At 56.2% G+C, this 12,911-nt stretch carries 13 protein-coding genes and 2 pseudogenes; 6 read left to right on the forward strand and 9 right to left on the reverse strand.

Translation table 11 applies throughout. The features are described from left to right. Both BXA01_RS27760 and BXA01_RS19665 read right to left on the reverse strand, forming a co-directional pair. Positions 1-1,014: pseudogene (locus BXA01_RS27760) on the reverse strand (methyl-accepting chemotaxis protein); the annotation flags it as partial. A 147-nt stretch (positions 1,015-1,161) separates the two neighbouring features. Next, positions 1,162-1,749, reverse strand: a complete 588-nt coding sequence (locus BXA01_RS19665) for a GNAT family N-acetyltransferase (protein ID WP_076565657.1) — start codon at positions 1,747-1,749, stop codon at positions 1,162-1,164. Between the two features lie 772 nt (positions 1,750-2,521). Here BXA01_RS19665 and BXA01_RS19670 point away from each other — a divergent pair. From BXA01_RS19670 to BXA01_RS19690, 5 genes are all read left to right on the forward strand, one after another. Beyond that, positions 2,522-4,141 carry an HsdM family class I SAM-dependent methyltransferase gene (locus BXA01_RS19670; protein WP_231990989.1) on the forward strand — a complete coding sequence of 540 codons (1,620 nt, stop codon included), beginning with the start codon at positions 2,522-2,524 and terminating at the stop codon, positions 4,139-4,141. Next, complete coding sequence (locus tag BXA01_RS19675) at positions 4,141-5,217, forward strand: BsuBI/PstI family type II restriction endonuclease (protein ID WP_083957560.1); 1,077 nt, start codon at positions 4,141-4,143, stop codon at positions 5,215-5,217. The genes BXA01_RS19670 and BXA01_RS19675 overlap by 1 nt, the downstream gene beginning before the upstream one ends. A 643-nt stretch (positions 5,218-5,860) precedes the next feature. Continuing rightward, complete coding sequence (locus tag BXA01_RS19680; protein WP_083957561.1) at positions 5,861-6,772, forward strand: restriction endonuclease; 912 nt, start codon at positions 5,861-5,863, stop codon at positions 6,770-6,772. Positions 6,773-7,546: 774 nt separating this feature from the next. After that, positions 7,547-7,759, forward strand: coding sequence for a hypothetical protein (locus BXA01_RS19685; RefSeq protein WP_076565665.1), 213 nt, complete (start codon positions 7,547-7,549; stop codon positions 7,757-7,759). Next, positions 7,756-8,172: a hypothetical protein gene (locus BXA01_RS19690; protein WP_076565667.1), complete on the forward strand. Its 417-nt coding sequence runs from the start codon at positions 7,756-7,758 to the stop codon at positions 8,170-8,172. The genes BXA01_RS19685 and BXA01_RS19690 overlap by 4 nt, the downstream gene beginning before the upstream one ends. On the opposite strand, the gene BXA01_RS19695 is transcribed toward BXA01_RS19690, so the two are convergent. From BXA01_RS19695 to BXA01_RS19725, 7 genes and pseudogenes are all read right to left on the reverse strand, one after another. Then, positions 8,169-9,344, reverse strand: coding sequence for an Arm DNA-binding domain-containing protein (locus tag BXA01_RS19695; RefSeq protein WP_076565669.1), 1,176 nt, complete (start codon positions 9,342-9,344; stop codon positions 8,169-8,171). The genes BXA01_RS19690 and BXA01_RS19695 overlap by 4 nt on opposite strands. 236 nt (positions 9,345-9,580) lie before the next feature. Then, the gene (locus BXA01_RS19700) at positions 9,581-10,318 is read right to left on the reverse strand and encodes a DUF1566 domain-containing protein (protein WP_076565671.1); all 738 of its coding nucleotides are present in this window, start codon (positions 10,316-10,318) and stop codon (positions 9,581-9,583) included. Next, entirely contained in the window at positions 10,315-10,521 is a 207-nt protein-coding gene (locus BXA01_RS19705; RefSeq protein WP_076565673.1) for a hypothetical protein, read from the reverse strand. Before BXA01_RS19705 ends, BXA01_RS19700 begins: the two co-directional genes overlap by 4 nt. Further along, positions 10,518-10,787 (reverse strand): hypothetical protein, encoded by a 270-nt coding sequence (locus tag BXA01_RS19710; protein ID WP_076565675.1) that lies wholly within the window; start codon positions 10,785-10,787, stop codon positions 10,518-10,520. Before BXA01_RS19710 ends, BXA01_RS19705 begins: the two co-directional genes overlap by 4 nt. A gap of 203 nt (positions 10,788-10,990) precedes the next feature. Beyond that, positions 10,991-11,155 (reverse strand): annotated as a pseudogene (csrA, locus tag BXA01_RS27340) (carbon storage regulator CsrA); the annotation flags it as partial. Between the two features lie 87 nt (positions 11,156-11,242). Continuing rightward, a complete protein-coding gene (locus BXA01_RS19720) occupies positions 11,243-11,620 on the reverse strand; it encodes a LuxR C-terminal-related transcriptional regulator (RefSeq protein ID WP_076565679.1) in 378 nt (125 codons plus the stop codon). Between the two features lie 85 nt (positions 11,621-11,705). Further along, positions 11,706-12,461 (reverse strand): LexA family transcriptional regulator, encoded by a 756-nt coding sequence (locus BXA01_RS19725; protein WP_076565681.1) that lies wholly within the window; start codon positions 12,459-12,461, stop codon positions 11,706-11,708. Between the two features lie 108 nt (positions 12,462-12,569). Between BXA01_RS19725 and BXA01_RS19730 the strand changes: the two genes are divergently transcribed. Next, entirely contained in the window at positions 12,570-12,881 is a 312-nt protein-coding gene (locus BXA01_RS19730) for a Cro/CI family transcriptional regulator (protein WP_076565683.1), read from the forward strand. Positions 12,882-12,911 lie beyond the last annotated feature (30 nt).

Genomic DNA, 12,911 nt, shown 5'->3' on the forward strand with positions numbered 1-12,911 from the left:
AGTGACGTTGACGTTCTGAGTCAGGTCGCCGCTGGCGATGCGCTCGACTACGGCCAGGGTTTCCTGCAACGGACGGGTGATCTGACGGGTGATGATCACTGCTGCAATCACGCCAACCAGCAGCGCCAGCAACGTGCTGATCAACTGGAAGGTGCGCGCCTGGGCGCTTTCAGCGTCACGGCGATCAAGCTGGATCTGGTACAGCTGCTCGCTCAGGGCGACGATGGTGGTGCCCTGATCGGTCATTTCCTTCCGCGCCTGCACGGCATCGGTGTTGGCGTTCTTGTACGCCATCAACGCGCTGCGATAGCTGCTCAGCGCGGTTTCCAATTGGCGCAGGGCATCCTGCTGAGTCGCGGCAAATTGCGCGTTCAGCGGCTTGAGGCTGGCGATGGCCGCATCGATCTGGCCAACGGCTTTCTGCTCGGTCTCGGCATTGCTGGTCGCGGTGTAGCCACGCACTTCATAGCGCGCGAGGATGAACGCTTCCTTCGCCGCAGTAACAGCCTGGAACTGCTCGAAACGCTGATCGCTCATCTCCGACTGCTGCACGCGCTGGCTGATCGATTCGATCAGGTTGTAGGCGTTCTGGGCGTTGACGCTCATGGTGTCGCGCGCACTGTTGCCGGTGCGATAGGCGTTGCGCATTTTGTTCAGCGAGGTCTGGTATTCAGCGATGGTCGCGGCCTGCTGCTTGAGCAGTTTGACGTTCTCCGGACTCTTGAATTTGCTGATCAACGCCTGTTGCTGTGCGGCGAAGCTTTCCAGGGTGGTCTGCACATTCTGCGCGGCGGTTTCGTCGCCGTTGGTCAGCATGTACTGCAGGCGCACCACGCGCAGTTTGGTCAGGCCGGCGTTGAGCTGGGTGATGTCGCTCATCCAGTTGCTGCGGTCGATCAGGCCGCCGAGGCTGGTCCAGCCGGTCAGCGCCAGAACGCAGGTCAGGGCCAGCACCAGGCCGAAGCCCAGGCCGAGTTTCATGTTCACGCTGATGTTACCGAACCAGCTATTCATGCAAATCCTCCAGAAACGTTGGGTTTCTTGGTCGTCAGTTAAGCTGGAAGATTGTTGTTCTTTTGAGCCAGCAGGGGTGTTAGCAGGTCTGTATCGGCCGCAAACCCGAGAGCTGAAAGGATTTTTGTCCTACAGATTTCGCGCAACTCAACCCAGGCGCCGCGACCAGCGCTGATCCGGCGCCTCGAACCCCGGATTGACCAGCGCCGTCAGCACATGATCCTGCCAACGCCCGGCAATGTTCAGATACGCCTTCGCATAGCCCTCACGCTCAAAACCCAAGCGCTCAAGCAACCGCGCACTGCGCTCATTGCCGGGAATGTAATTGGCCATGATCCGATGCAGATTCTGCACATCGAACATATAACCAATCCCCGCCTCCAGCCCCTCCTGCATCAAACCCTGCCCCTGATGCGCCTCATCAATGTGATAACCCAAATAACACGCCTGAAACGCCCCCCGAATAATCCCGCTGAAATTGCACGCCCCGATCATCTGCTGACCGTCCGCCGACAGCAGCGCGAAATGCATGGCTAACCCGGCTTCGAAAGCACTGGCCTGGATCTCCAAGCGACGACGGATGTTGGCGGTGGAGAAGTAGTCGGTGGTGCGGATGGGCGACCACGGCGCCAGGTGGCGGAGGTTGCGCTGGTAGAACGCGCTTTCGAGCTCGGCTTGATCGGGGGAGAGGATCGCCAGCGTCAGGCGCGGGCAGGGCAGGGATAACAGCGGCATCGAGCGCTCCTTGGCGAGGGATCTGCAGGCAGAGTCGCGCATATGGTGGGGAGCGGCAAGATATGGAGAAGCCGAGGCGAAAAAAAGCCCGCTAGAAGCGCGGGCGAACCGTAGTTTCTTGAATGAGCGGGGGGATTTTATGGGATTGCTCGGGTGGGCGTGGTGAAGAAAAGTTCACGTCGTGCGCATCGGGGCGTGTTAGCCCGATTTCAAAAAAATGATAACCGTAGTTTGCGAGTGATTCGCTATCAGGCCTAGGGGAAAAGCGCCATCTCAGCATGGCTGTATATTTAACCAGTATTTCCTGTTGGCTTATCCCCTAAGTTATGGCTTTATGCGGTCTAAAGTCAGCTTCTTCGCCATGTCATCAATTTCACTCATGGCAGACACTTACAGCGCCATAGGTACGCCACCACCAGAAACTCGCTGAACAAGCTACATACCATTTGACCTGACTCCGACTGGAAGATGGTTGCGTAATGGCTCTTCTGCATCCGTTGGGTGTCACTTATCACGCAATTTGCACAAAAGCGGTTGGTAGGACGCTGAGTCCTGTAGAATCCCAGCCCGCGAAAAAGGGGGAAATATGGCTCACACGGCACAGACGAAACAGGCACAGCAAGCGGACCAAACGGCTGCGGAATCCCCCAGCCAGGTGCTGGCCTCTGCTAGAGTCATGGCTCGCGCCCTGGTTGCCACTTTCCCGGTGGATCACCAACTAGCCCTTGCGCGTGCATTTGGTGTGCGCCTGATCGAGGCTTGGTGGTGTGGTTTGACCAGCGTCGACATCGTCCCCCAAGAGCTACGTTCACCGCTCCATCCATTCCCTACCGAGCCGCTGCCAGAGGCTGCCGCCGCACTCGCGGAAACAATTGGTCGCACTGCCGCAAAATTTAATGCAGAGACCGCCGCCTATCAAATTGGCCTCACCTATACCGGTATGCTCCCAGCTGTACATCGTGGGGAGTACGGTATTTTCTACACTCCACCTGTCTTGACTGCCCGTCTGCTCGACCAAGTAACGTTAGCTAATGTTGACTGGGCGAAGTGTCGCGTGCTTGATCCTGCTTGCGGAGGAGGAGCCTTTTTGGCACCCATCGCCCAGCGGATCATGGACGAACAGAAGCATTGCAGCCCAAAGTTTCTAATGCAGAGCATCGGCAACCGCTTGCGCGGCTATGAAATTGATCCATTCGGGGCTTGGCTTAGCCAAGTCACCTTGGATGCTGTGGTACTGCCGATTAGCCGGCTGGCGGGCCGTAAGCTGCCCGTTATGGTTACCGTCTGTGACTCGCTTCGCCGCAGCCAGCCGAAAGACCGTTTCGATTTGGTGATCGGCAATCCTCCATATGGCCGAGCCAAGCTCGACGCCGAGACTCGCGACCGTTACAAGCGCTCGCTGTATGGCCACGCGAACCTGTATGGGCTGTTTACCGATCTGGCGCTACGTCACACCAAGTTGGGCGGCGTTATTGCCTACGTTACCCCGACCTCATTTCTAGCCGGCGTCTACTTTAAAAATCTACGGGCCTTGTTGGGGCGCTCAGCGCCGCCGCTGACCATCGATTTCGTTACCGCTCGAAAGGGCGTTTTTGACGACGTGCTGCAGGAGACAGCTCTGGCGACATATCGAAAAGGCGCGGACAGTGCTCCAGTCGTTGTTGCCGAAATTGCCCCATCCATGAACGGGTTGGATGTCCAGCAGACGGGCAAGATAGTCCTCCCCGCCGACTCATCGCTTCCTTGGCTCTTGCCGCGTACGACTGAGCAGAGCGCTCTGGTACAACGGCTGACGCGCATGCCCTACCGTCTCGCCGACTGGGGCTATGGCGTAAGTACTGGACCGTTGGTGTGGAACCGTTTCAAGAGTCAGCTTGCGCATCGCCCAAGCAGCAAGCGCCTGCCACTGATCTGGGCTGAAGCAATCACCGCCGATGGCCGTTTCATATTCCGCGCGGATAAAAAAAATCATGCCCCATACTTCGAGCTGAAGGCCGGGGACAATTGGCTGGTGACCACTAAGCCCTGCGTTCTGCTGCAGCGCACCACGGCCAAGGAGCAAAGTCGGCGCCTCATAGCCACAGCGCTGCCTGCCGAGTTCCTAGAAAAGCATGGCGGCGTCGTCATCGAGAATCACGTCAATATGATTCGGCCGATCATCGAATCACCAAGGATTCGCGCCGATGTGCTGGGTGCATTTATCAACAGCTCGGCTGCAGACCGCGCTTTTCGCTGCGTAAGTGGGTCCGTCGCCGTCTCTGCCTACGAGCTGGAGTCTCTGCCGCTGCCATGCCCCGACGAACTTGTAGAGCTGGCTCGGCTGGTCGATGCCGGTGCTGATCGCGAATCCATTGAGAGTGCATGCAATCGATTGTTTGAAGGGGATATATAGTGCTGCCACCTTACGTACCAAGGGAACTGGTCGCTGAAAGGCTCCCGCTTATCTTCCCGGAAGGCACTCCGAATCGGATTTACTGCACTCGCGAGTTAGCTGCAAGCGCTGTATTTGCGATGTTGTATATCGGGGCTGTGGAGCACTCCAGCGTTAGGTTGGGGCCTGTGCATGTGTATCGCATGACCGATGTACAGGCGGCCAATGATAGCGATGAAGAGCGCCTCAGCTATAGATCTAACTTGCGCAAGAAGTCGTACGAGGTTCCCGGCAAGCGGTGGTACGCCGATAACACCCGTGAGCCTATTCGTGACGAGACCCTCCGCGAGGGTCTTGTAGCAGTTGGTGCCGTCATGGAAGACAAGGATGTTCCCACCACATCCGGTAAGCCTCGCTATGCTCTCAAAACTGATCTGGCTGCCTTGTTCGACCCTGCACTCCAAGACGAGAATTTAGAGGAGGCTATTTTCAAGTGGCAAGATGAGCACCTGAATAAAGGTGCGCTTGCGCGGATTTCTCTGATGCGCATGGGAGCTGCGGACCAGGAAGGCGTGCTTGTAAAGTTCCCTAATGGCGAAACGCGCATATTGTCCTATGGCCCTAGCTCGTTGATTTCTAGGGCGGTCGTCGAGGTATTTGCCAAGCAGTTTCTGGAGAAACCTGCTGTGCTTTGGCTCAGTGAGTCGAGCAACAAGGTTGCCATGCAGGACCTGCGCATGGCTTCGACCATCGGACTCGACATTCAGGCGCATAAAAATCTACCCGATTTGATTTTGGTGGATCTCGGACCGACCAATCCCCTGATCGTCTTTATTGAGGTGGTTGCTACCGATGGCGCAATTACCGCTCGCCGCCAAGATGCCCTTTTTGACCTGACGGACAATGGCGGCTTCAAGCGCTCGCAAGTCGCTTTTGTCACGGCATATGCGGATCGGGAGTCGGCAGGCTTCAAGAAGACCGCCACAGGATTGGCTTGGGGGTCTTTTGCCTGGTTCATGAGTGAGCCCGATAAAATTCTCATGCTCCGTAACGGAGTGGGTCCTCTGTCTGGCTTGAACCAGCTGCTAGGTCCTTAGGGCTTGGCGCGATTGAGTGTTAGCTAGGCTCAAAAAAATACCCTTTAATGGACCAATCTCTTGCTCCGTTTAAAAAGGATTTTGTTGGACCGGAGTGATTTCATAGGTAGGCATGCTGCGAATAATTCATCATGCGATTACTTGAAGAGCTGTGGATATTCTTTCGGAAGGTGTCTAGGGGTTGATATGGCGGATAACGATTGGAACGAAATGGCATACGCGGCAGTGCGTCAGGTCGCTCAGAGGCAGCCAGAATTCACACCCGACGACATATGGGCAACTGGACTTCAGAAACCAAGTGAAGCGCGCGCTCTAGGTGGAGTGATGCGCCGGGCTCGCGGAGAGGGGCTCATTGAGAAAACGGGACGTGTACAGCCGACTAGGCAACCAGAAAGCCACGGTACCGATGTAACGGTCTGGCGTTCACTGATATACGTGAACTCAATCGCATAGGCGCGTTTTTGTTGAGCGCAGTAGGTATGGAAAAGGTGACAGACTTATTTGAAGAAAATAAAGCTGTCACCTTTTTTCTGAAGAGCCGGGCGTTTGCGCTAGTAATTTTGAAGATGCTCAAAACGGTCGCTACTCTCGATGAGAGTCGTACGGGCGGTGTCTGAAGCAGGCGGTAAATTAAGGAGCAACAGTGGCTATTCCGGATTTTCAAAGTGTGATGCGCCCTGTGTTGAGCACTGTACAGAACGGTGCGACGCTGCCGCTAAATGAGTTGCGCGAGCGTGTAGCCGATCAGTTTCAGCTGACCGAGGACGAACGCAAGGAGCGCCTGCCTTCCGGTTATCAGACGGTGATCAACAATCGAGTGGGCTGGGCTCGTACCTATTTGAATAAAGCTGGGCTGCTTTGCATTCCGACCAAGGGCATGGTGCAAATTACTCCGCGAGGCCTTGACGCCTTAGCCAATGGCCCGCAGCGCATCACGGTTAGCTGGCTGAAGCAGTATCCCGAATTCGCAGAATTTCATACTGCCAAAGCGCAAGCAGATGATGTCCCCGCTGTGCTGAACGTTGGTGTTGCCGAAACCACTCCAGACGAGCAACTAGCAGAGGCGCATCAGGCACTGGTGCAGTCTTTGGCAGATGAGCTGCTGACGCAAGTTAGGCTGGCCAGCCCTAGCTTCTTTGAACAGTTGGTCGTCGATCTCATGATCGCCATGGGATATGGCGGCTCGCGCAAAGAGGCTGGTAAGGCGACCCAAGCGACCAATGATGACGGCATTGACGGCATCATCAAAGAAGACAAGCTAGGCCTTGATGTGATTTATCTGCAGGCCAAGCGCTGGGCCAACACTGTTCATCGCCCCGAAATCGACAAGTTTATAGGCGCCCTGACTCGACAGCGTGCACGAAAGGGCGTGTTTATTACCACCTCGGACTTTTCTGAAGGGGCTCGCACAGCAGCGCTCGGGCTGGATATCAAAGTGGTATTGATCGACGGTGTTGAACTGGCGCGCCTGATGGTAGAAAACAACCTGGGCGTGAGCATCAAGCAAGTTTACGAAGTGAAGCAACTCGACAGTGACTACTTCGCGGGCGAATGACTTGCAACGTCGCTGGCAGGGGCAGTCAACGTGCGGGACATTTTTCAAGGCTAGGGCCGCGCTTAACGTGGCCTGCTACAGCTCCTATCCCAATTGATAGCGAAGGCTTGCCGACGTTCAACAATCGCTCATGTCAGTGAAACGTTTTGGGCGGGCGATTGAGCCAGTCTTTCCACGAAGGATTGCTTTTGCACTTTCAGATGCTAAGTCTAGGGATTGTGGGCTAGCTGAATAGACAGCCTCAACCTGCCGGTTACGTGAAAGCCTTTTGATTCTCATCATCTCTGAAAAATCGAGGTCGTGTGCATGCGGGTGTTCGTTAATCATGGCGAGACTACCCATCAGGCTGTTGCGGCAAAGTTGGGTTAAGGCTAACACGGTCATTCGAGGTATTGGGCTCTCGCGCTAGCTGGAACCCTACCTCATCGAGTCATTTTTCCTTGGCTCGGGCTTGGTCGCTATTGTCACCGCTGAATACTTATCGACTGTTGGTTGCTTGGCCGTCTCCTTGATTGCACCAAATCACAGCCACAAAAAAAGACGCCCTAAGGCGTCTTCTTCATCGAGTTGGTGGGCCGGGGGATTTGAACCCCCGTCTTCTAACCGTAAACCGTGGCCTTGAGCCGCCAAGCTGTCATTCTGCTGTCATTGCGCTGCGTACGCACGTGGTTGCATTGACAGGCCACTGCAGTTCTACCAATATTGAGCATGAAATAATTACGGGCCCGAAAGTCATCTTGACCTCGGGTTTCTGTGTCAAGGAGGTGCTACAAAATGCGTTCGACCAACAGGCACGGATCGCTCTATGACGCCTTTCTCCTAGATGGAAAGAAAAGGATTTCGGCAGAAGAGTACGTAGACCTGGCAACTTGCCATGCAGACGAGATCATCTCTGCTGAATTCATCCTGCCACGGATCGGATCTGATAGCTTCGGTGAATTTGAAGTCGAGCTACGAACGCCGACTTATGAGGTCAGTCTGGGATGAGCGAAGATAACAAGGATCAGTTACCAGAAAAACCAGAGCTGAAAGCGCTCATGGTTGCAGTAAAGCAGATGGTTGAAGCAGGCCAGCAGGAGATAGACGTTCGTCGGGGCGAGCAAGACGTCAAGCGTGAAGAAATTGCTTCTCGCGAAAAAATCGCGCTGGCGACGATCGAAGCACAGCGCGAATTTCATAAGGAGCGATTTAGTCGATTCAACGACCATCTAATCCATCGTTACTGGTTTGTGGGCGTGGTCATGCTGCTCGTTCTGACTTTTTCTGGCTTTGCGATATGGGCTGGCGCCAAAGAGCTGGTTATGGATCTTGCCAAGCTTGTCGGTGGTGTGGCTGTCGGCGCTTTTGGGGGGTTCCATTACGGCAAAACCAAAGGATCGAAAGATTCCGGCGATAGCTAATTTGAACTGGATCTTTCCATCTTGGGTGAGGCAGAGAATATAGCTTCTGCTTTCGCCCCGGCATCTGTATCTGACGCTGGCATCCATCTGCCATAAACCCTTGCAATCATTGTCCAGTCGGTATGTCCCATTTGCTTGGCGACCCACATCGGATGCTCACCAGCCGACAGCATCATCGAGGCGTAGGTGTGGCGAGTCTGGTACGGCCGGCGGTACCGAACCCCAGCTTTCCTCATCGCCGGCACCCACATTGTTTTACGGATCGGGCCGTCTCCCGCCCATCGTTCAAGCGTGCGGGGATTCTGAAACACCTCAGCGTCCGCAAGGAACGTGTACGCCTTCTGCGCTTTCAACGCTTCCATCGCAGGACGAAGCAGTTTCACGCTGCGCCTACCTGCAGCAGTCTTCGTTGTCTCGGCCTTTCCTTTTCCAGCTTGGGTCATTGCGCGACTCACCATGACCTCTTCCCGCAGCCAATCGATATCGCCCCAGTCCAGTGCAACGAGCTCGCTAGTGCGCAGGCCTGTCCATAAGGCGAACTGCATCATGTTGCGCGCCTGGCCGGTGAGGGCGCCCAGCACCGCCTGTTGCTCCTCGGGACTGAACGGATCGACATCGTCCTCTTTCGGCGGCGCAGCCTTGCGCGTATAGGTCCAACCCGCCAGTGGGTTCTGCTCGATCAATTCCTCCTCAGTCGCATCGTTTAGCGCGGAGCGGAGACAGCTCTGGATGTTGCTGAGCGTCTTGTTGCCCACCTCCAGTGTGTCCAGCCAGTCCCTCACCGCCTTGCGCTTCAGATCCACGAGCATAGTGTCGCCCAGCGCCGGGATCAGGCGGAGGGTGACCAGCTTTCGATAACCATCGAACGTGCTGCTCGCGACGTGCTTCTTCTTCGCCTCGAGCCACCTGGTCAAAAAGCCGTTCATGGTTTCGCGCGACGCCTCGGGCGCGAACTTCGCCGCCCGGGCCGAGCCAGGGAAGGTTACCGAGTAGTCGAAGGTGCCGATCGATATCGCATGCTCGATCGCGGCCTTGTGCTGCTCGGCTTTCTTCAGATTAGTGGCGGTGGGCTTGAGCGTGATCCGCTCGCGGCACCGGACGCCCCGATACATGAACGTGATTTCGATGCTCGAATCGGAGACTGCCCGAACTCCCCGCCCGCCTCTACCCATGACTCATATCCTTCTATGTCGAGAAGCGTCCGGCCATCCGGCGCTTTGATCCATATCTCACCGAGCCGCCAGATCCCGTCACGGATCTTTGAGCGGATCGCGTCTTCTGTGTAGCCAGATTCGCTGGCAAATTTCCTGACAGTCACGTAGCGCATAGCTTCACCGCTCATCGTGTCGCGACACGTTTCCATCCTTCGCGATTCGTGTCGCCATGTTGTTGCAATTCCCCAGGCTGCTCATGCGCCAGCTCCTGCAATTGCTGCCAGCTCTGCCACCAGCGCATCGGTGCGCCCGTAGAATTTGCCAGCATCCTCGTTCACGAATCGCTCGATCACGCTGGCCACCGCCGCCGAGTTGGAAAGCCCGCGCAGATCCGTGTCTGCTGTTGGCGCGTCTGTCGATGGCGCGTGCACGAAGGCGCCGGCCTTGATTTGCAGCGTGCGCACCGGCCGCACAGCCTTTTCTTTGCTCGTCCAGTTCGTGTCCGGTGTGCACCAGGGCAGCATGTGGAGACACCAAGCACTGCCGGCGGATGACTTCTGCGTGCTCGACCAGTACTCGCGCAATGCGAATGCCTGAGCTGGCCCGCCCGCACCATCTGCAGGCCAGTGCTTGCCCCACGGATCGAGTTGCAGCAGGTTGGCGCGCATCACCTGCAGCTCTTCAATCGCCGGGATGTGCCAGCCCCGGTGCCCACGGATCGACATGTTCAGCACCTTCTGCGCGATCGCGCTTCCGGCCTCGGCCATTGCCCGGGTGTTAGCCAAACCGTCGTGGTACGACTTGCTGCCGCGAACGCTCAGTCGCGGGCCTATCCGGTCCCACCATTGCGCGGGCATTTCGAACTCGCGACCGGCGTCGATGAGCGCGTGCTCAGCGCCACCAAAGAACAGGCGTCCAGCGAAGAAGCCGCCGGCGAATGGCTGGCCGATTGCGGGCAGTGCCGCTGGGGAAATTGCCAGATGCTTGGTCATTTACCATCTCCCGATTCACCTACCGCGCGCAGCTTGAGCGAGATCCCGCAGGCGCCAGCTAACTTGGCCAGCTCGCTGACTGTGGTGCTGGGCTCTTGAAGGGCCTGGCCGAAACGAACGAGGCGGGCGCCCAGGCTTGCAAACTCGTTTCCCGCTGTGACGCTCTCACGGTCACGTTCCAGGAAACTGTTCGGGCTGTTCATAGTTTGAACCTCTCATCCTGTGGGAGCGGAGTGGCCACCGAAAGCCCTTTCTCAGTCACTGAACTGGCCTGAGACGCCCTGCCTGCCTCACGCTCGGCAGAGCCGCTCTGTGGGAGCGAACTATCCGGCAAGCAGCTGATGCCCGTGTTGTTCAGAATCCAGCAGGTAACGCCGCGTTCGCTGTCGTGCTGGACGCTGATGACTTGTTCGCTGGCGCCGGCTTGGCCGGCAATCAGCAGCAGGGCGGCGATGATCATTGCTCGCATGGGGTGCTCTCCATCAGATTGCCGGCCGAGTACCCGAATACTTCTGCTTCGGTGCCCAGGGCTTTTTCACGGAAAGGCAAGTGTTCGAGCAGGGCTTTCGCTTCGCTCAGACTCGGCAGCTTGAACACGACCGTGAGGAAGGCCGGTTCGGCGTTGACCATCCGGACGCGATCATCGATGTGCATCAGCTGTTGATCCTTCGGGATGCCTGCCTGAGTGCGTTGGTGAATTTCCTCACGGTGTACTGCGACCGACTCCGGCGCGGATATCCCGATGCGCGCTTGCTGGCCAGTGATACCCAAAACAGTGACGCTGACGTCATTGCCAATACGGATCGTCTCGCCAGATCGGCGGGTAAGAATCAACATGGTCCTGCTCCTTGAGTTGGGAGAAGCTTTTTCAAGGCCGAGCGAATCCCGGCCGCGTTGTTGGCTTTCGCGAAAAATCAGATTGGGTTAAGCGGAGAGGGCGACCTCAATGCGGCGCACAGCCACGCGGGTTTCGATGCGGCGCTCACCTGGGCGACGGATTCGATTAAATGAATTGTCATTGGTGGCCGACTGGCCAACAAGAACTGCGCACAAGGCGATGATCATCGGGCTGATCAGCCCTCGGCGGAATGCTTCCGCCACGAGAGCTGGGCGCTTGTATACGCCAAGCTTATGCATGCAGGATTCGATGCGGCCTTTAATTGAACGAGGGGAGAGGCCGTCTTTCTGTGCGATTTCTTTGTCGGTATGCCCAGCAGCAACGGCAAGTAGGCAGGACAACTCGCGTTCAGCGAGGCCAAGCCCGAGGTTTCCTTTCCAAGTACCGTTGCTGATGAATTGCATGATGGGCCACCCATGACCAAAGTTGGTTTCTGGTGGCTATAGTGCTGGCGGGATTTAACGGTGTCAATCCTTGCGGGATTATTTTTTACAGGCCAGGGATTTTTGCGTCTATTACTCGCCCGATGATTTCCCAGTCTCCGTCAATTTCTAAGGGTTTGAACGTCGGATTTAGCGGCATCAGATATCCGCAACCAGCGTCGTTCAGGTACTGCTTGAAAGTGGTTTCACCGTCGCGATGGCGAGCCACGTAGAACTTACCGCTTATCAGATCGAAGCCTTCTGGCTGCACTAATATTTTTGTGCCTTCCGGAAAGCTAGGAACTGTCGTCGAGGTCATTGATGGGCCGCGCACGTCCAACCAATAACCGTGGTTCCCTGCGTTTTCGGTTGAAGCCAAATACTCCTCAGTGCTCCCTGTGGCAAAAGTGTCTGGTGATTCCGCCCTGGTTCCCGCTGCTATCCAGCTAATCAATGGATATCTCCTTGGGGCTCGCCACGGTTGTACTGCAAGCTCTAAATTGGCGTGCTCTGACCTTTCCCCTTTGTGTTTTTCGTAAAGCCCTTCACCCGATACCGCTGCGGTCATCATTGCAATTTGCTTGGCAATTCGTGGGCTAAAGGCTTCCACCGGCACCTGAAGTAACTGAGAAACCTGCACGGCAAACGGCGTGTTTAGGGCATTGCGCCCGTTCAAATAGTGACTGAACGATCCTTGGTTCATACCAAGGGCCGCGGCCGCCTTTTCTTGCGTCAAGCCAAGGTCCTTACGCTTCGCCATGAAGATGGCTTTAAGCGCGGCGCACTCCTGCTGAGCAACATCGCTGAGATCTTTCTTTTTCATCCGAGCACCCTATGGCCGGCGGCATTGAAATTCAAATGCCGCAAGCATTGACTTTAAAAAATCCCGCCAGCACTATTTAAATAGAACCAAAATTGTGGAGTCATTTCGGTGAAACGAATTCCTCTTGCTGAATACGCAGCAAAGCGACACGCAGGGACGGCCGAAAAGCTCGGAATGAGTCAGGGCTCTCTGAGTAAAGCTATCCGTGAAGGGCGGTCCATTTTTGTGACCGTGTCCGATGACGGCAGCTTGTCCGCTCTTGAAGAAAAGCCCTTCCCTGGACAGAAGCGGCGTAGCGCGTCCAGCCAATGCGCAAATGATAAACCCGCAGGCTCTGCCGCGTCAGGGGCTGATGTACCTGTGAATCCATCCAGTTCGCGGCTCGCCAAAGAACTCGCCCCTCCTGAGGCCCTCGGTTGATGGATATCTTCAGGGTCTGCACGTTTTCAG

The sequence above is a fragment of the Pseudomonas sp. B10 genome (genome assembly GCF_900156235.1).
GTDB classification, from domain to species: Bacteria; Pseudomonadota; Gammaproteobacteria; order Pseudomonadales; family Pseudomonadaceae; genus Aquipseudomonas; species Aquipseudomonas siliginis.